General features: G+C 67.7%; 26 protein-coding genes and 1 tRNA gene. 8 read left to right on the top strand and 19 right to left on the bottom strand.

Annotated features, from left to right (window positions below; genetic code table 11):
• Window positions 1–125 precede the first annotated feature (125 nt).
• Window positions 126–198 (bottom strand) — tRNA-Arg (locus M3195_RS16500).
• Window positions 199–264: 66 nt separating this feature from the next.
• Window positions 265–849, bottom strand: coding sequence for an asparagine synthase (locus tag M3195_RS16495; RefSeq protein ID WP_251589162.1), 585 nt, complete (start codon window positions 847–849; stop codon window positions 265–267).
• A 90-nt stretch (window positions 850–939) separates the two neighbouring features.
• Between M3195_RS16495 and M3195_RS16490 the strand changes: the two genes are divergently transcribed.
• Complete coding sequence (locus M3195_RS16490; protein WP_251589161.1) at window positions 940–1,638, top strand: phosphotransferase family protein; 699 nt, start codon at window positions 940–942, stop codon at window positions 1,636–1,638.
• A gap of 1 nt (window position 1,639) precedes the next feature.
• On the opposite strand, the gene M3195_RS16485 is transcribed toward M3195_RS16490, so the two are convergent.
• From M3195_RS16485 to M3195_RS16445, 9 genes are all read right to left on the bottom strand, one after another.
• Window positions 1,640–2,503: a hypothetical protein gene (locus tag M3195_RS16485; RefSeq protein ID WP_251589166.1), complete on the bottom strand. Its 864-nt coding sequence runs from the start codon at window positions 2,501–2,503 to the stop codon at window positions 1,640–1,642.
• Window positions 2,503–2,748, bottom strand: coding sequence for a hypothetical protein (locus M3195_RS16480; RefSeq protein WP_251589160.1), 246 nt, complete (start codon window positions 2,746–2,748; stop codon window positions 2,503–2,505). The genes M3195_RS16485 and M3195_RS16480 overlap by 1 nt, the downstream gene beginning before the upstream one ends.
• A 72-nt stretch (window positions 2,749–2,820) precedes the next feature.
• Window positions 2,821–5,055 carry a heavy metal translocating P-type ATPase gene (locus tag M3195_RS16475; RefSeq protein ID WP_251589159.1) on the bottom strand — a complete coding sequence of 745 codons (2,235 nt, stop codon included), beginning with the start codon at window positions 5,053–5,055 and terminating at the stop codon, window positions 2,821–2,823.
• A gap of 7 nt (window positions 5,056–5,062) precedes the next feature.
• Window positions 5,063–5,272 (bottom strand): heavy-metal-associated domain-containing protein, encoded by a 210-nt coding sequence (locus tag M3195_RS16470; RefSeq protein WP_251589158.1) that lies wholly within the window; start codon window positions 5,270–5,272, stop codon window positions 5,063–5,065.
• Window positions 5,273–5,333: 61 nt separating this feature from the next.
• A complete protein-coding gene (locus tag M3195_RS16465) occupies window positions 5,334–5,993 on the bottom strand; it encodes a GntR family transcriptional regulator (RefSeq protein ID WP_251589157.1) in 660 nt (219 codons plus the stop codon).
• A gap of 67 nt (window positions 5,994–6,060) precedes the next feature.
• Window positions 6,061–6,702, bottom strand: a complete 642-nt coding sequence (locus M3195_RS16460) for an NADPH-dependent F420 reductase (protein WP_251589156.1) — start codon at window positions 6,700–6,702, stop codon at window positions 6,061–6,063.
• 27 nt (window positions 6,703–6,729) lie between these two features.
• Complete coding sequence (locus tag M3195_RS16455; RefSeq protein ID WP_251589154.1) at window positions 6,730–7,674, bottom strand: GNAT family N-acetyltransferase; 945 nt, start codon at window positions 7,672–7,674, stop codon at window positions 6,730–6,732.
• A gap of 46 nt (window positions 7,675–7,720) precedes the next feature.
• Window positions 7,721–8,155, bottom strand: coding sequence for a Fe-S cluster assembly sulfur transfer protein SufU (gene sufU, locus M3195_RS16450; RefSeq protein WP_251589152.1), 435 nt, complete (start codon window positions 8,153–8,155; stop codon window positions 7,721–7,723).
• A complete protein-coding gene (locus M3195_RS16445) occupies window positions 8,152–9,474 on the bottom strand; it encodes an aminotransferase class V-fold PLP-dependent enzyme (protein WP_251589150.1) in 1,323 nt (440 codons plus the stop codon). The genes sufU and M3195_RS16445 overlap by 4 nt, the downstream gene beginning before the upstream one ends.
• A gap of 54 nt (window positions 9,475–9,528) precedes the next feature.
• On the opposite strand from M3195_RS16445, the gene M3195_RS16440 reads away from it, so the two are divergent.
• On the top strand, window positions 9,529–10,176 hold the full coding sequence (locus M3195_RS16440) for a LysE family translocator (RefSeq protein ID WP_251589149.1): 648 nt from the start codon (window positions 9,529–9,531) through the stop codon (window positions 10,174–10,176).
• 6 nt (window positions 10,177–10,182) lie between these two features.
• On the opposite strand, the gene M3195_RS16435 is transcribed toward M3195_RS16440, so the two are convergent.
• The 8 genes from M3195_RS16435 to wecB form a co-directional block, all read right to left on the bottom strand.
• Window positions 10,183–10,980, bottom strand: a complete 798-nt coding sequence (locus tag M3195_RS16435) for a DUF1206 domain-containing protein (RefSeq protein WP_251589148.1) — start codon at window positions 10,978–10,980, stop codon at window positions 10,183–10,185.
• A gap of 67 nt (window positions 10,981–11,047) precedes the next feature.
• Window positions 11,048–11,677 (bottom strand): GyrI-like domain-containing protein, encoded by a 630-nt coding sequence (locus M3195_RS16430; RefSeq protein WP_251589147.1) that lies wholly within the window; start codon window positions 11,675–11,677, stop codon window positions 11,048–11,050.
• Window positions 11,678–11,765: 88 nt separating this feature from the next.
• Window positions 11,766–11,999 (bottom strand): hypothetical protein, encoded by a 234-nt coding sequence (locus tag M3195_RS16425; protein ID WP_251589146.1) that lies wholly within the window; start codon window positions 11,997–11,999, stop codon window positions 11,766–11,768.
• A 136-nt stretch (window positions 12,000–12,135) separates the two neighbouring features.
• Complete coding sequence (locus M3195_RS17160) at window positions 12,136–12,228, bottom strand: hypothetical protein (protein ID WP_251589165.1); 93 nt, start codon at window positions 12,226–12,228, stop codon at window positions 12,136–12,138.
• Window positions 12,229–12,278: 50 nt separating this feature from the next.
• A complete protein-coding gene (locus tag M3195_RS16415; RefSeq protein WP_251589145.1) occupies window positions 12,279–12,962 on the bottom strand; it encodes a GntR family transcriptional regulator in 684 nt (227 codons plus the stop codon).
• Window positions 12,963–12,964: 2 nt separating this feature from the next.
• Window positions 12,965–13,636: a GntR family transcriptional regulator gene (locus M3195_RS16410; RefSeq protein ID WP_251589144.1), complete on the bottom strand. Its 672-nt coding sequence runs from the start codon at window positions 13,634–13,636 to the stop codon at window positions 12,965–12,967.
• Window positions 13,637–13,714: 78 nt separating this feature from the next.
• Window positions 13,715–14,536 carry a S1 family peptidase gene (locus M3195_RS16405; protein WP_251589142.1) on the bottom strand — a complete coding sequence of 274 codons (822 nt, stop codon included), beginning with the start codon at window positions 14,534–14,536 and terminating at the stop codon, window positions 13,715–13,717.
• A 107-nt stretch (window positions 14,537–14,643) separates the two neighbouring features.
• Window positions 14,644–15,786, bottom strand: coding sequence for a non-hydrolyzing UDP-N-acetylglucosamine 2-epimerase (gene wecB / locus M3195_RS16400; protein WP_251589164.1), 1,143 nt, complete (start codon window positions 15,784–15,786; stop codon window positions 14,644–14,646).
• 122 nt (window positions 15,787–15,908) lie between these two features.
• Here wecB and M3195_RS16395 point away from each other — a divergent pair, with 122 nt between their 5' ends.
• The 6 genes from M3195_RS16395 to M3195_RS16370 all read left to right on the top strand — a co-directional run bounded on the left by M3195_RS16395 (window position 15,909) and on the right by M3195_RS16370 (window position 21,233).
• Window positions 15,909–16,658 carry a GntR family transcriptional regulator gene (locus M3195_RS16395; RefSeq protein WP_251589141.1) on the top strand — a complete coding sequence of 250 codons (750 nt, stop codon included), beginning with the start codon at window positions 15,909–15,911 and terminating at the stop codon, window positions 16,656–16,658.
• A complete protein-coding gene (locus tag M3195_RS16390; RefSeq protein WP_251589140.1) occupies window positions 16,655–17,875 on the top strand; it encodes an Ig-like domain-containing protein in 1,221 nt (406 codons plus the stop codon). The genes M3195_RS16395 and M3195_RS16390 overlap by 4 nt, the downstream gene beginning before the upstream one ends.
• Before the next feature lie 87 nt (window positions 17,876–17,962).
• The gene (locus tag M3195_RS16385; RefSeq protein ID WP_251589139.1) at window positions 17,963–18,136 is read left to right on the top strand and encodes a hypothetical protein; all 174 of its coding nucleotides are present in this window, start codon (window positions 17,963–17,965) and stop codon (window positions 18,134–18,136) included.
• Between the two features lie 158 nt (window positions 18,137–18,294).
• Entirely contained in the window at window positions 18,295–18,984 is a 690-nt protein-coding gene (locus tag M3195_RS16380; RefSeq protein WP_251589138.1) for an archaeosortase/exosortase family protein, read from the top strand.
• A gap of 255 nt (window positions 18,985–19,239) precedes the next feature.
• On the top strand, window positions 19,240–20,598 hold the full coding sequence (locus M3195_RS16375; RefSeq protein ID WP_251589136.1) for a glycosyltransferase family 2 protein: 1,359 nt from the start codon (window positions 19,240–19,242) through the stop codon (window positions 20,596–20,598).
• 23 nt (window positions 20,599–20,621) lie between these two features.
• Window positions 20,622–21,233 (top strand): hypothetical protein, encoded by a 612-nt coding sequence (locus M3195_RS16370; protein WP_251589135.1) that lies wholly within the window; start codon window positions 20,622–20,624, stop codon window positions 21,231–21,233.
• The last annotated feature ends 309 nt before the right edge of the window (window positions 21,234–21,542 follow it).

The raw sequence follows: 21,542 nt of genomic DNA, 5'->3' as shown, positions 1-21,542 counted from the left end.
ATCGACCCCACCAAAACCTACTGGCGCAACACGCAGAAAGAGCCCGGCCGATGGCCGAGCTCTTCCTCCAACTAGTCGCCTATGTCGCGACTCACACGTCGCCTATGTCGCGACTCAACACAATGTGCGCCCGAAGGGACTCGAACCCCTAACCTTCTGATCCGTAGTCAGATGCTCTATCCATTGAGCTACGGGCGCTCCTGGACCGCTCAGCGGGCCGTAGAACAGCTTATAGCAGTCGTCAGGTGATTGCGAATCGAGGGGTCAGTCGGCGCGTTCGGCGACCTTCTCCTGCTTCTTCTTGCGCTTCGCGCGGGCGCGCTGCTGCGACGACAGGGCCTGCAGGTCGACGAGCCGCAGCGCCTGCATGCGTGCGTCGCGCATGCGCTCGTAGTCGGGATCCTGGTCGGGGCGCATGCCTTCGACGCGCAGACGACGGTCGAGGTTGTGGCGCACGTCCGACCAGGCCGCCGCGCGCGCCTCCTCGACGATCGCGCTGAGCGCCGTCTCGTCTTCCATCATCTCGCGCAGCCTGGTCGCGACACCGTGCGACTGCTTCGCGCGACGGCGAAGGTTGCGTACGTCGCGGTCGCGGTAGTCGTGTGTCCCGGACGGGTCGGAGTGGCGTCCGCGGGCGCGTTTGCGCAGGGCGGTGAGGTTCTCTTCGGCCTCTTCCGACTCCTCGGCCATCGCCCGCAGCGCCTCCCGGGCGTCGGCGATGTACTTCTGCGTATCGAACACGCCGCCCTCCGCGATCGTGCCGATGAGGATGTGGTTCTTCACGGCGAGGCGCGCCGCGGCGGTCGCGATCGCGACGCCCTCGGCGATGGCATCCGCAGTTCGTCCCACCCGTTCCTCCTCCCTTCGAGCGTACCCGTTTCGGGCCTCGCGGCGGTCGGCGAGAATGGAGCGGAGCCCGCCCGAGCGACGGAGACGATGATGCGACAGGGAGCGGTGGGCGCCGTGCGGCTCGTCGCGCGCGACGGCGTCCGCCTCATCGAGAAGCGGATGCCGGATGCCGAGCGTCACCGCACCGAGGTCCGCGCGCTGCAGGCGCTGTCATCCGACGACCTGCCCACCCCGGAGCTCGTCGAGGACGCGCCGTGGGCGATCCTCATGACGGAGATGCCCGGACGACGCCTCGACGAGGTCGACGCGGAGACCCGCCTCGCCGGGCTCAGCGCCTCGGCATCCCTCCTCCGCCGGTTGCACGAGGTGCAGACACCCGCAGGTCTCGCCCCGCGCCCCGACGACGCGACCATCGTGGCCCGTTACCGCGCCTCTGACGGTCCGCCCCTGCCGCTCGTGATCCCGCCATCGTCGGGCCAGGTCTTCTGCCACGGCGACTGGACCGACGGCAATCTCCTCTTCGCCGACGGCCGGATCACCGGGATCGTCGACTGGGAGGCATCGCACGTCGGCGACCCGCTCCGCGAGCTGTCCCGCGCCGCCTGGGGCGCAGGCCGCAAGGATCCGCGGTCGTCCACCGCCCTGATCGACGCCTACGGGGCGGATGCCGACGAGGTGCACCGGTGGGATGCGATCCACGCCGCCGAGCTGTGGCTCTGGTTCGCCGAGGCCGGCCCGCCCGAGTACCTCGCCCGACTCACCGCCGAGCTGCGGGTGTGGGAGACCTGAGTCAGCGCACCACGCCGACCCAGATCCCCGATGCCCACGCCTGCTGGTCGCCGTTGCAGCCCACGGATCCCGGGTACCCGCGCACGACGGCCATGCAGTTGGCAAGGAACTCCGGGTCGCCGCCGAAGAGGGCGTCGTAGGAACCCGAGGCGTTGAGCGATCCCCACACCTGGAATTGGTAGATGTGCGCGAGCTCGTGCGCCATGGCCCAGTTCAGTCGATCCGTGCTCCACCCGGCGATGTCTCCGCGGTACTTGATGTACCCGTTGCTGTTGGCGCAGGCGGGCGCCGTGCCTCCGGCGCACGACGACGATTCGTACAGGCCGACCCCCGCTCCGCCGACCCTGTCGAGCGCGGCGCGGACGCGCGCGTAGCCGTCAGGCCCGCTCGACGACCAGGCAGGCCCCGTCGGGCGGGCGTACTGCGCCGCCTGCCAGGTCGAGACCTCCTCGCCCACCTTCTCCGTGAGCGCATGCACGGTCGCTGTCGCGGCGACGACCACGGCCGGCTCGGACTTCTCGGCGAGCACGGTCTGCTGGGCCGACTGCGCCGCCGCCCGGTGCGCGGCGGTGTCGACCTTGCCCTCGGCCGCGCTGATCGCCGCGCTCAGCGACGCGATCTCCTGCACGAAGGCGGGGCGCACCTCGAGCACGGCTGCGCGGTCGGCGGTGTCTCGTTCTGCGGCCTCGACCTGCCCCTGCAGGTGGTCGGAGCGCATCTGCGCGTCGTTCGTCTGCTGAGCGATCTGCTGCAGCTCGGCGACGGCCTCGGCCCGAGCGTCGTCGAGCGCATCCGCCCGGCCGATGACACCGGCGGCGAGCAGCACGGCGGCCACGACCGTGACGGAGAACACGCGGCGCAGCATCACGGGAGGAAGCCTGTCGAGTCGGCGAGCTGTGCGTCTTGTTCGGCGATCAGCGCGCGCAGGGCGATGAGCTGCTCAGCGAGGTCGTAGTTGGCGGCCCGCGCGGCCGCGAGGTTCTCCTCGGCGCGCACGACCGCGACCTTCGCCTCGGCGAGCGCGGCGACGCGCTGCTGGTCTGCGACCACGACGATCACCGCTCCGCCGACGAGCAGCAGCCCTCCGACGACGACCGCGAGTCTGCGCATATCGCTCCCCAGACACGACGCACTTCCGGAACGATTCCGTACGCTCAATATATCCAGGCGGAAGCGCCCCGACTACCGGATCGCGCGCGGGGCGGCGCTGCGGAAACGCCGCAGTCTCAGACTGTTCAGCACGACGAAGACGCTGGAGAACGCCATGGCGGCTCCGGCGAGCATCGGGTTCAGCAGTCCGAGCGCGGCGAGCGGGATCGCCGCGACGTTGTACGCGAGTGCCCAGAACAGGTTGCCGCGGATGATCGCGAGGGTGCGCCGGGCGAGACGGATCGCGTCGACCGCGCCCCACAGGTCGCCGCGCACCAGGGTGAGATCGGACGCCTCGATCGCCGCATCCGTTCCCGTGCCCATCGCGATGCCGAGGTCGGATGCGGCGAGCGCCGCCGCATCGTTGACCCCGTCTCCCACCATCGCCACGACCTTTCCCTGCCGCTGCAGCGCCTCGACCTCGGCGACCTTCTGCTCGGGGAGCACGCCGGCGCGCACGGACCGGATGCCGACCTCGGCCGCCACGGCCTCGGCGGCGCGCTGGTTGTCGCCGGTGAGCAGCACGGGCTCGAGACCGAGGTCGCGCAGGGCGGCGATCGCCTCGCGGGCATCGGGCTTGACGACATCCGACACGACGAGCGCTCCGCGCGCGCGTCCACCCCAGGCGACCACCACGGCGGTGTGCGCGCGATCCTCGGCGGTCTCGAAGGCGGCGAGCAGACGACCGTCGAGCGGCGCCGACTCGTCGGAGAGAAACGCGGGCCGACCGACCGTGACCTGCACTCCGTCGACGACGCCGGCGACGCCGCGGCCCTGGATGCTGCGGAACTCGCTGACCGCCGGAAGGTCGCCGAAGCGCTCCACCGCGCCGCGCACGATGGCGGCTGCGACGGGATGCTCTGAGGCGTCCTCGATCGCGGCGGCGCGGCGCAGCACCTCGGCCTCGCCCTCGCCGTCCGCAGGGATGACGTCGACGAGGGTCATGCGTCCGCTCGTGACGGTGCCGGTCTTGTCGAGCACGACCGTGTCGACGCGGCGGGTCGACTCGAGCACCTCCGGTCCCTTGATGAGCACGCCGAGCTGTGCACCGCGTCCGGTGCCGACGAGCAGCGCCATCGGCGTGGCGAGCCCGAGCGCGCACGGGCACGCGATGATCAGCACCGCGACGGCCGCCGTGAAAGCCGCAGAGACTCCCCCACCGCCGATCAGCCAGGCGACGAGCGTCACCGCGGCGATCGTGAACACGATGGGCACGAACACGGTCGAGAGCCGGTCGGCGAGGCGCTGCGCCTCGGCCTTGCCCGACTGCGCCTGCTCGACGAGCCGCGCCATGCGCGCGAGCTGCGTGTCGGCCCCGACCCTCGTGGCGGTGACGACCAGGCGGCCGCCCACGTTCACCGTCGCGCCGGTCACCGCGTCTCCCGCGCGCACCTCCACCGGCACGGACTCGCCGGTCAGCATCGACGCGTCGACAGCCGACGACCCCTCGCGCACGACGCCGTCGGTCGCGATCTTCTCTCCCGGGCGCACGACGAACACGTCGCCGACGACGAGGTGAGCCAGCGGCATCCGCTGTTCCACGCCGTCGCGCAGCACGGAGACGTCCTTCGCACCGAGCTCGCCGAGCGCCCGCAGGGCCGCCCCGGCGGTGCGCTTCGAGCGCTGCTCGAGAAAGCGTCCGAGCAGCAGGAACATCGTGACGCCCGCGGCGACCTCGAGGTAGATCGTTCCGAGTCCGTCACCGCGCTCGATCGTGAACCGGAACGGATGCGTCATGCCCCACATCCCCGCCGTGCCGAAGACGAGCGCATAGAGCGACCAGAGGAACGCCGCCGAGACGCCGACCGAGATCAGCGTGTCCATCGTGACGGTGCGGTGGCGGGCATTGAGCACGGCTGCGCGGTGGAACGGCCATGCCGCCCACGTGACGACGGGGAGAGCGAGAGCGAGCGACGCCCACTGCCAGCCGGGGAACTGCAGCGCCTCGACCATCGCCATCGCGATAACGGGCACCGCGAGAGCCACGGCGACGATGAGGCGTCGGCGCAGCACGTCGTACGCCGGGTCGGTCTCGCTGGACTCGGTCTCGCGCGGCAACGCGGCGGAGTAGCCGGTGCGGACGACCTCGGAGATGAGGTCGTCCGCGAGCACGTCTCCCGCGACCTCGACGTGCGCCTTCTCGGTGGCGTAATTGACGGATGCCGTCACGCCGTCGATCCGGTTGAGGCGCTTCTCGATCCGCGCGGCGCAGGACGCGCACGTCATCCCGCCGATCTCGAGATCGTACGAGGCGAGATGCTCGCTCATGGGCGCATCAGGCGCGCGCGGCGCTGTACCCGGCCTCGTCGACCGCCGCCAGAACGGCGGTGTCGTCGAGCGGGGACTCGGAGGTGACGACGAGTCGGCCGGATGCCGCGCTCACGTCGATGGCGGTGATGCCCTGCAGCTTCGAGACCTCGCTGCGCACGGAGCCCTCGCAGTGCCCGCAGGTCATGCCCGTTACGGTGTAGGTGGTCGTGGTCATGTCGATCCTTTCGTCGATGACATCTCCACCATACCCCCTAGGGGTATCCTTGGGCTCGAGATCAGACAGATTCCGCGCGGACTTCGAGGCGGCGCGCGGCAGACGCCACGGCGCTCGCGGTGTGCTGCGGGATCAGCACGCGCAGCGCGTCGGCATCCTGCGCCTCGACGGCTTCGAGGATCACCCGATGCTCCTCCGCCGTCTCCACGAGGTCGTCGTGCTGGCCGAAGAGCCACTTCAGGCGGGTCGCGAAAACGCCGACGAATTCGCCGATCATATGGTTCCCTGCGAGGTGCGCCGCGACCTCGTGGAAGAGGCTCGCCGCGATGCGTGCACCCTCGACATCGCCGGATGCGGCGGCCGCCAGCTCCTGATCGTAGGCGGAGCGGAGTCGAGCGTGTCCCTCCGGCGTGCCGCGTTGTGCGGCGAAGACGAAGATCATCGTCTCGATCGCCTCGCGCACCTCGCCGTAGTCCTGAAGATCCTGCCGCGAGAACTCCCGCACGACCGCCCAGGTGCGCGGACGCGCCACCACGACCCCCTCGGAGACGAGGGTGCGAATCGCCTCGCGGACGGGAAGACGAGAGACGTTCAGATCCGCCGCGATGTCGCGCTCGACGAGCCGGGATCCCGGAAGCCTCCGACCCAAGACGATGTCATCGCGCAATATGCGCGTCACTCTCACCGACTCGAGTTCGCCGGCAGCCCCCACCTCCGCCATATCGGGATTGTCTCATCCGCGCACCGGAGGGACAAGTTTGGTATCCCACGGTGCGCGGACATCGAGATCAGGGCAGGCGGTTCGCGATGGCGAGGTTGGCGCGCAACTCCTCGGCGTTCTGCCGCACCACGTAGGCGGGGCGGTCGCGCTCGACGCGCCACGACTCGCTCAGCGGGCCGATGTTCACGGTGTCGAAGCCGAGTTCGTCGTAGAACCGGGTGACGAACTGCACGGCCTCCGCGTCGTCGCCGGCCGTCGCGAGGGCACGACGGTTCGCCGTCCCCGCCGGGGTTCCGTCGGTCGTGATGTCGCGGGCCGGGATGTGGTTGAACGCCTTCGCGATGCGCGAGGTCGGCAGCTGCTTCTGCAGCATCTCCGAGGTGGTGGTCTCACCCTTGTCGAGCTCGTCGATGTGGCCATCACGCTCGAAGTAGTAGTTGTTCGTGTCGAGCACGATCTTCCCCGCCAGCTCCTCGACCGGAAGCTCGTCGATCCGACCGAGCGGGATGGTCACGACGGCGATGTCGGCCGCTGCGGCCGCGTCGGTGGCGGTCGCCGCACGCGCCCTCTCACCCAGCTCGGCGATGAGTGGGGCGAGCGTCTCCGGCCCGCGGGAGTTCGCGATCACGACGTCGTAGCCGTGCGCCACCGCCGCGCGCGCGACCTGGCTGCCGATGTGTCCTGCACCGATGATTCCGAGAGTGGTCATGTGAGGGTCAACGTCCCGCGGCGGTACCTATTCCGCGATGTGGAGCAGATGCCTCTCCTCGACGCGGCGATAGCCGAGTCCTTCGTACAGGGCGATCGCACCCTCATTCGCGCCGAACACGTGCAGGCCGACGGAGTCCGCACCGTGCTCCCGCGCGACCTGCTCGGCGGCGCGCATCAACTCGCGGCCGTATCCCTTGCGTCGCTGCGATTCGGCGACCTCGATGTCGAGGATGAAAGCGTGCGGCCTATCACCTCTGCTTCGGAGGCCGACCCAGAGGATGCCGACCTCCTCTCCGTCGACCGTGGCAGTGAAGAGTTGCTGGCCCACTGTCTCGACGCCGTCGGGCAGCTCCTCCACCATCTGACGGTGCGACTCCGCGCGGGCGTCGTCGATCGAGTATCGGCCTGAGGCAGCGAGCTCCTCCGCGAAGGCCGCCTCCGATGCGGCGACGAAGGACGGATAGCGCTCCGCCGTCATCGGCTCGACCTTCACCACGGGCGCACGCTCGCGGTCGGGGAGCGGTTCGAGCAGCATCTGGATCGACGCGCACGCGAACCCCCGATCGTCGATGAAGGACCGGCTCGCCGCGTCGGTCGCGTACACCGAGATGCTGAGCCGGTCGACTCCGTGCGCACGCCCCATCTCGACCAGGGCGGTGAACAGCTCGTCTTCCTGCGAGACGGTGGGCCGGCCCGCGAAAGACAGGTCGAGGATCATGAGGATGCCGGAGATCGACGCGAGCCACACCGTGCCCAGTTCGGGACCGCCGTCGCGGATCGACAAGATGACCGATGTCTGCGTCTCGGCTCCGTCAGGCAGGAGCTGGTCGAGGAAGGCGTCAGCGTGCGCGACGGCGTCGTCGCCGACCAGCAGCCCCGAGTCCTGGCGGAGGGCGATGAGACGCAGCCTGGTAGCCGACCGCCAATCGTCGAAGCGGTCGGGGTCGAGCGGCGTCAGCGTAAGGGCCATGGTCCCATCCTGCACCTCGGCTCCTGCCGTCTCGACGGCGCCGGTGTCAGCTCTTGTGCAGCGCGTCCTCGGCGGCGACCCACGCGAGCATCGCGCACTTCACCCGCGCGACGTAGCGCGAGACCCCGCCGAGCGCTGCGGCATCGCCGAGCAGCTCCTCGTCGGGCTCGATCTTCCCGCGCGAGCGCATCGCCGTGCGGAACGCGTCGATCCGCACCTCGAGGTCATCGACGGTGAGCCCTTCGGCGAGTTCGGCGAGGAGCGACGCCGAGGCCTGCGAGATGGCGCAGCCGTGCCCTTCCCACGCGATCGCCTCGACGCTGCCGTCGGACGCGCGGTGCACCTGCAGGGTGACCTCGTCACCGCACGTGGGGTTGATCTGATGCGACTGCGCCGCGATCTCGTCGCGCAGCCCGAACCCGTGCGGTGTGCGCGAGTGGTCGAGGATGAGCTCCTGGTACAGGTTCTGCAGGTCGCTCATGCGCCCCTCCGGAAGAAGTCGATGGCTCCGGCGACGCCGGCGATCACGGCATCCACCTCGTCCTCGGTCGTGTAGAGATAGGTGCTCGCCCTGGTCGACGAGGTGATGCCGAGTCGACGGTGCAGCGGCTGCGCGCAGTGGTGGCCGACGCGCACCGCGATGCCGAGGTCGTCGAGGTACTGGCCGACGTCGTGCGAGTGGATGCCGTCGACATCGAAGCTCGCGAGGCCGACCCGCGGCAGATCGATGCCGGCGCCGAGCACGCGCACGCCGTCGATCGCCATCAGCCCGTCGACCAGGCGGCGGCCGAAGGCGGCCTCGTGGGCGGCGATGCGCGGCATCCCGACCGCCGACAGGTAGTCGATCGCCGCCGCGAGCGCGACGGCCTGCGACACCCGCTGCGTCCCCGCCTCGAAGCGCTGCGGCGGCGGCAGATACTCCGCCTCGGTGGTCGTGACGGTCGTGATCATCGACCCACCGGTGAGGAAGGGTGGGAGGGCCTCGAGCAGCTCGCGGCGTCCGTAGAGCGCGCCGATCCCCGAGGGGCCGAGCATCTTGTGACCGGACAGCACGGCGAAGTCGACGTCGAGGGCGCGCACGTCGAGCGGCAGGTGCGGCGCCGACTGGCAGGCGTCGAGCAGCACGAGGGCGCCGACACGGTGGGCCATGTCGACGAGCCGGTCTGTGGGGTTGATCACGCCCAGCACGTTCGACACGTGAGTGACGGCGACGAGCTTCGTCCGCTCTCCGATCAGCTCAGCGGCGACGTCGAGCCGCAGCGCTCCTTCGTCGTCGAGCGGGATCACCCGCAGCGTTGCGCCCGTGCGCGCAGCGAGCTCCTGCCACGGGATGAGGTTCGCGTGATGCTCCATCTCCGTGGTGACGATCTCGTCGCCGGGGCCGAGGCGGAAGCGCTCGGCGGCCGCTCCCCCGCGCCCCAGAGATGCGTTCGAGATTCCGTAGGCGACGAGGTTGATGGCCTCGGTCGCGTTGGAGGTCCAGACGATCTCGCCCTCGTCGGCGCCGATGAATCGGGCGACGGTCGCACGAGCGTCTTCGAACACCTCCGTCGCCTCGGCGGCGAGCGTGTGCGCACCGCGATGCACGGCGGCGTTCAGCGTCGTCGCGAACTCCCGCTCGGCATCGAGCACCGCGAGCGGGCGCTGCGAGGTCGCGCCGGAGTCGAGGTAGGTGAGCGGATGCCCGTTCACCTCGACACCCAGGATCGGGAAGTCCTCGCGCAGGCGCCGCACCTCAGCATCCGTCAGCGGGCTGTCCGCAGGCGCAGTGATCACGTCGGAGGCAGAGGTCGAGCTCATCCTTCTAGCTTCTCATCCGACGCCGTCGCGCGGGTCGCGCACTAGGCTCGCACCATGTTCAGCGCCGACACCCTCGCGACGTTCGTGGTCGCGGCGTTCATCATGGTCGTGATCCCCGGCCCGACGGTGTTGTTCACGATCGGGCGCGTGATGGCGCTCGGGCGGATCGGCGGATTCCTCAGCATCCTCGGCACCGCTCTCGGGTCGATCCTGCTCGTCGTGGCCGTGGCGCTCGGCGTCGGCACGGTGATCGCGCAGTCGATCGTGCTGTTCACGATCGTGAAGGTGATCGGTGCGGGGTACCTCGTCTTCCTCGGCATCCAGGCCATCCGCCACCGGAACGACGCCGCCGCGATCGCGACCGGACCGCAGCCGCGTCGCTCGGGTCTGCGCCTGCTCGCGGAGGGGTTCGTCGTCGGCGTCACCAACCCGAAGTCGATCGCGTTCTTTCTCGCAATCCTGCCTCAGTTCGTCGACCTGCACGGGGGATCCGTGCCGATGCAGCTGCTCGTGCTGGGAGTGATCGTCGTCGCGATCGGCGTCGCCTGCGACGCGATCTGGGTCGTGCTCGCCAGCGCCGCCCGGCAGTGGTTCGGGCGTTCGCCTCGTCGGATCGAGGCGATGGGCGCGACGGGCGGTGCGCTCATGATCGGGCTCGGCGCGTTCCTGCTCCTGTGGAGCGAGAAGCCCGCGACGACCTGACCCGGGTCACATGCGGGCGTAGCGGGCGCGGAACATCGAGAACACGCCGTACACGACGAGTCCGGCGCCGACGACCCACAGCACGGCCCGCCCGAACGGCAGGTCGGTGAGGCTGCGCAACGCAGCATCGAGACCTCCGGCCTTGTCGGGGTCGTGCGTCCAGGCCGCGACCACGAACAGGATGCCGGTGAGGGCGATGGCGATGCCCTTCGCGATATAGCCAATGACCCCGAGCACCACGATCGGCGGACGCCCCGCGCCCGACGGCAGGTCGAGCGTCTTGCGGAAACCGGTCGTGAAGCCGCTCACGACGAAGCCGATGCCGACGCCGACCACCGTGAGGCCGACCGCAACCAGGAGGAAGATTCCTCCGGGCGCTCCTAGCAGCACTTCGCTCACGAACTTCGACGACTTCTCGGATTCGGCATTGCCTCCGAACGCATAGATGACCGCGAGTCCGGCGATCACGAGGTACGCGACAGCGATTCCGAAGAGCTTGATGCGCTGCCCCCACTTCTTCACCTCGCCGCCGACGGCGACGACGCCGCTCACGACCTGCCACACCGCGAGGGCGAGGAGCGCGGCCGCGACGAGAGCCAGGATGAGCCCTCCCACGGGCGTCGATCGAATCTGCTGCATCGCGCCGTCCTGATCGGCATCGCCGCCACCGCCCGAGGCTATGGACACGGCGAGCGCTCCGATGATGATGTGCACGAGACCGATCACCCCGAAGCCGGCCCGAGCGACACGTCGGAAGGCGTCCGATCCCCTGGCCTCGTGCGCGGCGGACTTCGCTGTCGTCATCGATGCAGGATATCGCCGTGGGAGCGATGGGCCGGAGGGGCTTGATCCCGACGGCGCCGTGCGGCAGTCACGTGCGTTCGACCGGCTGCCGGAGGATCGTGCGCAGACGGTCGGGAGCGACCCGCCGAGCGTCGCCGAGGTAGATCTCGTGGTGACGTCCGGTCATGCGGAGGCCGTTCTCGGGGATGAACGCGTCGTGCAGCTCGGCCAGCACCGGGGCTTCGTCGTCGTACGAGCCGACATGCAATGTCTGCACGCTCAGTTCCTCGTCGAGAGTCTCGAGTCGCACCGACCGCAGCGCCGGCAGGGGCTCCTTCTTCGCCGCCGCCTTGGCTTCGACCTTGTCGACGGCCGCCGCGAACATCTCCGGTGTCACCTGGCCAGGCACCATGATCATCATCGTCCACAGCCAGGCCGACTTGTCGCGCTTGGTCGTGAACGACTCCTTGTCGGGCGCATCCCAGAGGCCTTCGAGCGGCATCACGACGACATCGAGATCGAGTTCGGCGCGGGCCGCGAACTTCAGCGTGTACGCGAGCGGGAAGAGTGCGGCGACGGCATCCGTGTATTCCTTCGCAGTGTTCGGGTCTCCCGCGCCGTCGACCATGAGGTACTGCAGCGGCGGCACCTCGACGAGGCGGAACTCGCCCCGCTTCGCCCGGTACGCATCGAGCGTCTTCTTCGGGTCGATCGGCATCGTGCACCTCTTCTTGCTATCGACGGTGCGTTCATCGTGCCATGAGGCACGGACACCGGGCGGACGAGTGCCGGTCCCGTTTCGGTGATCACTCGGCAGAAGGGCTCCCCAGGATCTCGCTGAGATGCAGCCCGTCGAGGCCAGCGCTCCGGCATGCCGAAAACGATACTCCGGTGTTTCGGCCGGATCCGGTTTCGGCAAGAGGTTTCGGCGGATCGTTCCTCGGCGTGTTGTGCACCCGGTCGTCGACGTCGGCGAGGCCGCCGGGAACGATCGTTTTCGGCAGCTGCCGCTCACGAAGATTGACCTTGACGCGGGGCACTGTCGCGACCGGCCGCGTCTTCGACGCCGACCTGCCCGATCGCGGCGATCTGGTCCACGAGACGTTCGGGACCGCGGATACCGCGCCCCTGCGCCTACGCGAAGGGATAGTGACCGCGAGCTTCACAACGAGCGCGCTAGCGCGTCCAACGTCCTCTATTTTCCCAGTACTTGCTGATGTCGTCCAAGGGGCGGCCTTTAGTTTCCGGAGCGAGCCAGACGACGAAGATGAAGGCGGCTACCGCGAAGAGCCCGAAGATGATGAAGGTTCCTGCTGGTGTCAGCGCTCGGCGAGAAGGCGGGGGCGGATCGTGGTGATGAACTGATCCCGCCAGAACGGCATCATGGCGCGTACTCCCGCTACTGCTCCGGCAGCGTCTTGTCGCCGCGCAGCGTCGGCGATGGCGGTGAGTGCGTCCGTGATTGCGTTGCCGCTCATCACGCCCTCGGTGGGTAGGAATGCACGGAACAGGATGGGGTTGGTTTTCTCGACCGCTTGGTACAGCACGTCGTTGCCTGTGGCCAGGTGAAAGACGCGGAAGAATCCGCCGAGGGCATTGAGCTGTCCGAGCCGGTCCTGTCCTGTTGCCGCGTGACGCGCGCGTTCGATGTGGTCATCGAGTTGCGTGAGTTGTTCGTTGGTGAGGGTTGCCGCGGTCTTGCGCACGGAGAACAGGTGGATGACCTGTGTGGCGTAGATCGCTTGGGTGATGTTGTCTTCATCGAACGGTGCGACACGGGTGTAGCGTCCGGGGACCATCTCGATGAGGCCGACTTCTTCTAGCCGGTTGAGGGCTTGTCTGATGGGCGTGCGGGAGACCCCGAGCCAGGAGATGAGGTCTTCGTCCCGGAGGTGTTCGCCGGCCTCGAGGGTGCCGTCGACGATCGCGTTCAGGATGGAGGTGTAGACGTCGTCGCGGAGGAGCCTGCGCGATTCAACGTCGGTGTTGAGGGGGAGAGGCATGATTACTCCTTCACCAGGCTTGCCTGCTGGCGGGTGTGGGTGACAACGCGTTCGCAATGGTGCCGGATGGACGCTGCCGCCGCTTCCCCATCGCGGTTCCGGATGGCGCCGGCAAGACCGTCGAGCTCCGAGGAAGTCATGAAGTAAGCGTCGTCTTTGGCGGCAAGGGCTGTGGCTTCCCGTCGAAGATGGGGGATGACGGTGTCGTAGATTTTGAGCACGTACGTGTTCGCCCAGGTGTTCAGCAGGACGGCGAAGAGGTCACTTGTGACCGCGGGGATGTCGGCTTGGTCACCATCGGGGCGGTGCAGACGGGCGATGGTTGTGGTCAGCAGGGCGACGTCGTCATCGGTGAGCAAGGGGACGACGTCTTCCGCGACGCCTTCACTGATGGCCCAGAGCGTTTCGAGGCGGTCGGCAAAAGCGGCCGCCTCGATAGGAGCGACACGCGTCCCCTTCTGCGGGAGCACTTCCACGAGCCCCATACTGGCGAGGCGGTCGATAGCTTCACGCACCGGAGTCCGCGATGCTCCCGCCCACGCTTCCATTTCGTTGTCACGGAGTGTCTCGCCCGGAGCGAGCTCGCCGCGGACGATGGCGTCCAGGAGGCGGTCGAACACCACGTCGCGGAGCAGCACCCGCGTTGTGGGGGCGGAATTTTTGGGAACGGGCATACTCTAATCTATCAATCTTCGCACGTGATGTCTAATATTTGATTACACGACGTTAGAGCAGGGACAGCTCGAAGAGTGTCAGCTCCGGATGCACCCTCGGGTGGTGACGAAGCACCCGAGGGTTGCGGGTCCACTCAGGAAGCCGCCCGCGGTCCAGGTCTCGTCGGGCCTCCAGTCTTTGTTCTGGAGGTTCCAGACCGGTTCGAAGGTGAGGTATTTGTAGGTGCCGTTGGACGCGTTGTCACCGATCTGGAGCGTGCCGCTGACCCAGCCGTACAGGATGACACCTCCCCGTCCGTCGTATGCCCAAACGGGTCCGCCTGAGTCGCCTCCGCTTGCGATGCCCTGGTCGTTGACGATGATGCATCGGGATCCTGATGCGATGGTGCAGGTGGCGTACACCTGGCCGCATTGGTATCCGCCGGCGGACTGCGTGGAGGCGGAAAATCCGGAGTGGCATAAGGGGGTGCCTTTCCGGATATCACCGTGAGCGACGTCGGAGAGCGGAGCATTGGTCCATTGGTCGGACACCCGAAGCAGGGGATTCAGCGGTGCGGGGCCGGTGGCGATGAGGGCCAGGTCGGGTGGGCCGGTGCGTGCGCCTGTTGTGTGGCTCACCCGTCCGAGCACTCCTTGTCCTGTGGGGGCTGTCTCCGATCGCCAACTCGTGAGGGAGAGGTTCATGTGGCCCACGCTGGGGATGAAGTCCACGCCGTTCCATCGCCAGATTCCGCCGCCCGAAGATCCGCCGGCGACGGCCGCGCTCCCGGTGGGGTGCGTGGCGGTGCTCCACGACCAGGGCTCGTCGTGGTTGGCGATGTCGCTGGAGGCGGAGACGGGATGCGCGAGGACGGCTCCCAGTGCCATGAGGACTGCCGTGATGATCACGAGTCGTTTCATGTACTAGTTGCACCGGATCGAGGCGGCGCCTTTCACTCTCATCCTAGTTCCGCACCTCCCCCTCCAGATGGAGACGCTGTCCGAGCGTGGCTGCAGATCCTCGTCTCTCAGGCAGTCACCAGCATCGTCCGCTTTTCTTCTTCGACCGCTGCAGCCACGGCCGTGCCGGCGGCGATTCGCAGCGCGATGCGCGCGATGCGCTCGCTTGCGGAACCGTCTCCGTACGGGGATCGGGCTTCGGCCAGGTCGACTCCGAAGCCCCCCTCAGCGATTGCGCGCCCCGCCGTGCTGGCGATGTCCTGCTCGGAGGTGAGGAGACGAGCGAATCCCGCGTCGATGGACTCCGGTCGCTCCGTTGAGCGGCGGATCACAAGAAGCGGCTTGCCGAGAACAGTGGTCTCTTCCTGGAGGCCGCCGGAGTCGGACACCAACAGAGTGGCGGCCTGGGCGAGATCCAGAAGCTCCGAGTGGCCGACCGATTCGATGGTGTGAAGCTGATCGAGAAGGTATCTCAAGCCGAAGCGCTGTGCGGCGTGGCGGGTGCGGGGGTGCGCGAGGAACAGCACCGGCAGTCCGATATTCACCAGCCCGCGGAGTACTCGCTCGAGGGCTTCGCGCGTGTCCGTGTTCTCGGGGCGGTGGATGGTAGCGAGGACGAACTTCTCGGGGGCCTGCCCGTCCGGGAAGTGATGGCCGATGAGGCCGCTGCCCTGCTCGAGGGACGCCAACGTCGCCTCGACGATCGTGTTTCCGGTGACGATGATCCGGCTGTCGTCCACACCCTCGCCGCGCAGGTTGTCAGCGTTGTGGGCGGTGGCCGCACAGTGCACGTCGGCGAGCGTGCCCACGACGAGACGGTTGAGCTCCTCCGGCATTGCACGGTCGTATGATCGCAGCCCGGCCTCGACGTGAATCACCGGAATGTTGAGGTAGTTCGCCGCCTGCGCGCCGGCGGAGACGGCGTTGGTGTCCCCCTGCACGATGACAGCTGCAGGCCGGCGAGCCTGGAACTCTCTGGTGAGCGCGAGCATCGCGGTTCCGATCTGCGTGCCCCGGTCCGCTCCCCCGACGCCCTCGAGTACAACGTCGGGGTCTCCGAGGCCGAACTGCTCAAGGAACTGCCCAGACAGCTCGCGGTCGTAGTGCTGCCCCGTGTGAATCACGTACGCGTGGTCGCCCAGCGCGCGAATCACGGGAGCGAGCTTGATGATCTCCGGCCGCGTTCCCAGAACAACAGCCACCTTCTTCATGTCCATGACGCCTACCTTTCGTCCGAAATATTAGATGCGTTTGCGTCTAGATGGAGAGTATGGCATAGTTCTTCTCGTAAGCGAAATATCAGGTTTTAGATCACCAGATTGGAGGTAGAGCGATGGACACACGAGCTGCGGACCGGGTAGTACGGCCGGCGACTCTGAGTGATCTGCTGCACGATCGGTTGCTGAGCGACATCATCAGCGGGCGGTATGCGCCGGGCGAGAAGCTCAGCCTGGATGCGATCTCCACGGAATGCGGGGTGTCTCGCACTCCGGTGCGGGAGGCGCTGCAGGCGCTCTCCCAAATCGGGTTCGTGGACGTCACGCGTAACGCGAAGACGGTTGTCGCGGACTGGTCGGTCGAGGACATGCGCGAGCGCGTCGTCGTGCTGGGTCGCCTGGTGTCGTTCCTCGCGCTGTCTGCGGACTCAGTGACCGTGCGGGAGTACGTCCGCGCCGAGTACACCTCCGACATGCGCCGCTACCTCGATCTCGCATCCGAGATGGTCAAGCAGGGCGTCCCCCGCCTGAGTAACTACACACAGCGCGGGATCCTCGGGCCGCTGCGCGTCTTCGCGCAGGACCACATCCTCGACGCTCACGGCGTCGACCACGCCACCGGCGAAGCGACCCGCCGCCGCTACCTGACCCAGGCCACCGAGGCCTTCGCCGACCGAGACAACCAAGGCGCCTCCCGCGCCCTGGCCCACTACGCCGACGCGCTCCGCGTCGCCCTCACACTCCCGCGCGTCGGTTTCGGGTCCGACACCCGGGCAACACACCAACCCGAGTACGCCACTTCCCACGTCGCACCCGCGACACACACACCCGCCGCCCACACACGGCACCTCGAAAGGACACCATGAACAAGCTCGGAAAGGTCGCCCTCAGCGCCGGCCTCATCACCGCAGGCCTCATCGGCCTCGCCGCCCCCGCCAACGCCGCCACCCCAGCCCAGGACGACATCACCATCGCCGCCCAGGGCGACCGCGTCGAAGGACCCCTAGTGTTCCGTTCGGCAACCACGGCAGATTACTTCTACTCAGTCAAGAGCGGCACGCCGATCAAATCTGGTTCCGGATACCGGACGGCTGCAGAGGCAGGAGCGAACTCCGTGCGGGGCACCTTCCCCGCCCCTGGGACGTACGGCCCCATCGAAATCGATGGAAAGTGCGTTTCCGTCGGAGCGGAGTATCGCGACAGTGCTGGCGATTTTCGCGGCTACGAAACAATCCTTGCCACGTGCAACCCGAACGACGGTAAGCAGAAGTGGCGCATGCCCGCTGGTGAGGGCCCGATCCAGTCGCTTCACTTCTCAGGAAACAGGAGCCTCTCGCTCTATGGCAGCCGCGTCCACGTCGCCACACCGACTGAGTCTGCTGGACAGGACAATGCCGTGACTTCGCTACTGAAGCCGGTCGTCGCTGCGGTCAAGCCGGTGGATATCACCGGTCCTACGGCTGGTGCGAACCTGGAGAACCCGCGTCCGGTGTTCTCTGGCACGGGCGAGCCTGGCGCCACCGTCGTGGTCACCAGCGCCGCGGGCGTGGTGCTTGGCACGACCACGGTCGGTGCCGACGGAAAGTGGAGCGTCACCCCCAGCCAGGATCTTGACCTGGGCGAGGAGACGGTCACCGCGACCCAGACGGACAAGAACGGTGGCAAGACCACTGACCGCGTCAGCATCAACATCGTTGCTGCGGCTTTGAAGCCGGTTGACATCACCGGTCCGGAGCAGGACGCCACGGTCGAGACGACCCGCCCGGTGTTCACCGGCACCGGCGAGCCCGGCTCGACGGTCGAGATCATCAGCGGCGCCGGCGTCGTGATGGGTTCGACCACGGTCGGCGCGGACGGCACCTGGACGGTCACCCCGGAGAAGGACTTCGACCTGGGTGAGGAGACCGTCACCGCGTCGCAGACCGACAAGAACGGCAAGGTCACGACCGACAAGGTCGACATCGTGATCGTGGACAAGGACGTTGAGAGCCCCATCGTGGCTCCCGGCATCGCCGCGATCGCAGCAATCGGCGCCCTGGGCGCCCTGGGCGGCGCCACCCTGCGCCGCCGCAAGGACTCCTAACCCCTAGGAGTTCTGGGCGGGGAGGCACCCTCCCCGAACGCCTCCCCGCCCCCTTCCACTTCTCATCGTCGCCCTCAAGGAGCACCCATGTACAACGGCGGACCCACGCCCATCGTCGGCGGAATCGGCACCAGCGTGCTGGCTACCACCGGCGCCGACCCGATCTTCCCCCTCACCATCGCCATCCTCTCCATCGTCATCGGCGGACTCCTCATCGCCCGCCGCCGCTGGATCACCCGCACCGCCCCTACCACGGACTAAACGTCCCCAACGACCCAACCACCAGACCCCCCACGACTCCCCACGCCCGGGTGGGGCGCGAAGCGCCCCACCCGTACCACCCGATCCTCTCCCGCTTCCCCGGGAGCCGGGCCACCTCACTGATCTCACCCGACTACTCCTTCCGAAAGCAGGACACCATGACTACCTCCGCTCTTCCCCTCAGCCGGCGCACACTGCGTCAGCGCCCTCTTCTTCCCCGCCTCGACCGAGCCCTGCGCATCCTCATCGCCATGGCACTTAGCGCAGGCAGCATCGCCCTTGTCACCATCAACAATGCCGTCCGAGGCATCGAGGCGATGATCGCCAGCTGGTTTCTATCGCCCTTCACCCGCGACCAGATCGACGCCTCCCTCGACCGCTACTTCGTGTGGACCGGCGATGACAAACTCATCGCCCTCCAGGTCACCGTCGAGTGCACAGCCCTCCTCATCGGAGTTCCGCTGACACTCATCGCCGCGGTCATCCTCGCCACCACCCGCGCCCGCTGGGGACGCATCCTCCTGGCCACCATCACCATGTGGGCCATTGTCGTCCTCGTCAACGCCTCACGTCTGACTCTGATCGGCTGGGCCACCCAGACCTGGGGTCTGGACCCCGGATACACCGTCAGCCACACCTTCGTCGGCTCCGTCGTCGGCATCCTCGGCTACGCCCTCGGCCTAGCAGCTCTGTTCCTCATCATCGGCGTGAAAAAGCCCCGCGGACTGCGACGCCCCGCCCCCCGCGATGCCGCCTCGGCAGAGGGGCCGCAATACCGTCGAGGCCAGAACGCCGCTTCACCCACGGCCGCGCTCCCCACGCGACGCGATCGTTCTAACCGGCGGTAGTCCGCTTCACGACTCGAGCGACCCGGGGGTGGGAAGACCCCGCGCACACGCCGCGCTTTCGGAGGCCTGTGCGCTCGTTCGAGAGCATCCCACGATGCTCACTGGGCCCGCCTCACAGTGGCGGGCCCAGCCTTCCTTCGCCGAGCCTTGCCGCTCGCAGCATCTTCCCAGCTAAAGAGCCGCACATCGTGGCAAAATATAAGATGTTAGATACGAAGCCATCCGGGCGGCGCATCACTATCGAGAGGCCATGAGATGTTCCCGATCCTCAACGCATTCACCGTGCTGCTCGGTGTGGCATTCGTCACCTACGTGACCTTCATCCTCATCCCCTACCTCCGCTACCCCAAGGTCGTCCCGGGTAACCCGGATGACTTCGAATGGCACTTCTTCATCCCCTGCCGTGACGAAGAAGCCGTCATCGAGACAACCGTCACCCGAGCCCGGCGCGACTTTCCGGGCGCGCACGTCTGGGTCATCGACGACGACAGTGAAGATGCCACCGCAGAGATCGTCACGCGCTTCGCAGAGGTTGACCCTCAGGTCCACCTCGTCCAGCGTCGCCGCCCCGAAGCCCGCACCGGCAAGGGCGATGCACTCAACGCCGCCTACCACCAGCTCCTCGGCTGGCTGCCCGCCGAGGCCGACCCGGAGCGCGTCATTGTCGTCGTCATCGACGCCGACGGAGAGATGGAACCGAACGCGCTCGAGGTCTGCTCCGCCGATGACATCTTCGGCGACCCCGAGGTCGGCGCCGCACAGATCGCCGTGTGGATGAAGAACCGAGATGACGCGAAACCGTACCCCCAGCGTGGCCGCCTCGCGAATGCCTTCGCCCGCTACCTCCTACGCATGCAGGACCTCGAATTCCGCACCACCATCGCCGCCATGCAATCCCTCCGAGCCAAAACCGGCACCGTCGGCCTCGGTGGAAACGGCCAGTTCACCCGCCTCTCCGTCCTTGACGCCATCGGCGCCCAGTACGGCGAACCCTGGCACGGCGCGCTGCTCGAGGACTACGAGCTCGGCGTACACGTCGTCCTCGCCGGCTACCAGGTCAAGCACGTTTACGACACTCAAGTCCACCAGGAAGCGCTGCCCTCGATCCGGCGCCTCCTCACCCAGCGCACCCGCTGGGCGCAGGGCAACATCCAGTGCGTCAAGTACATCGGGGAAGTCGTGAAGTCCCGGCACATCGACAGCGCCGGCGTTATCGAAACCACCTACTACCTGATCCTGCCGTTCCTGCAGATGCTGGGCGGGCTCGCCTTCGCCATCCTCGTCGGCGCGCAGGTCAACAGTTGGATACACGACCCCGCCCTCTTCCACGCCGCCGTCAACAGCCTCTTCGGCATCGCGGGACTCATGGCAATGTTCTCCATCGCGCCCTTCGCGATCTGGGGCTTCGTCTACAAGGTCCGCTGCGAACCGCAAGCAAGCTGGCTCACCGCCCTCGGATGGGGTATCGGCGTCTGGCTCTACGTCTACTACATGTACATCTGCATCGCACGAGCATTCCTGCGTATCGTCCGCGGCAAGAACGGCTGGTCCAAGACCCGCCGCAACGCTGAAGCCCATGTCTACGTCGGCGGCTCCGTCGCCGTGGAGGTCTAACAATGAAAAGCACACACCGACTGATGCGCACCACCGGCGTCCTTCTCTGCGACATCACCTTCGCCGCCGCCGGCACCCTCCTGCTCTGGTGGAACGGCGGCACCACCGTCGTCGACGGACCCTGGTACGGCTTCGCCCTCTTCCTCCTCATCGGCATCATCGTCCTCGTGCTGCGCCAACTGGCCGCCGCCCAGCGCCCCATCGAACGCCCCCACGACCCCACAAGCGACAAGATCGTGACACTCCTCGAAGCGGTCCTCCTCGCCGGGGTCACGGCCGCGTGGCTTGTTCTCAACGACTACTTTCTGGGGTGGGCCGCAACCTTCTCCGCCCTGTGCTTCCTCGTCGCCGCCACCCTGCAACTGCTCACCGATGTCCTCACCGCCCGCAACTCCGGCATACGGAAAACCGACACCACTCGCGTCGTACGACGCAAACTCCGCTCACTCGAAGTACACCGCCTCCTCATGGCAATCCTCGCCGTCGTCGCCGTCGTCGTGACCGCCCCTATCCACCACTGGATGCCCTCCCTTCTCAACCCCCTCCTCCTCCTCATCGTCGCCCCCCTCATCCTGACCGTCGCCGTCTCCCTCTTTGCCCCGTCCCGCACCCGCCGACTCACCCAAGGCCAGTGACACGCGCACACCCTGACGGCCACATGGTCCCCGGCCAGCAGCCCCACCACGCACAAACAGCACCAACACGATTCCCCTACAAAGTCACCGCGCATCTCGAACGAGGATGGTGGATCGTCACCGCAACCGACATCCGGACCCGCACGCGTGTCAGCACCCTCTCGCAGGTATCCGCAGCCGCCCGTCACCTCTACGCGCGCGCCCTCCTCATGCCCGCCCGCGACATCCCCCTCGAGGTGCGCATCCTCCGCCCGAGACCACCCGAGAACCCGGCCCGGCACCGGTATCAACGCGTTCCCCCAAAGTCCA

Source organism: Microbacterium hydrocarbonoxydans, assembly GCF_023715885.1.
GTDB lineage: Bacteria > Actinomycetota > Actinomycetes > Actinomycetales > Microbacteriaceae > Microbacterium > Microbacterium hydrocarbonoxydans_C.
Note: the sequence above shows the minus strand (reverse complement) of the source record. Positions and strands in the feature narration are given on the sequence as shown.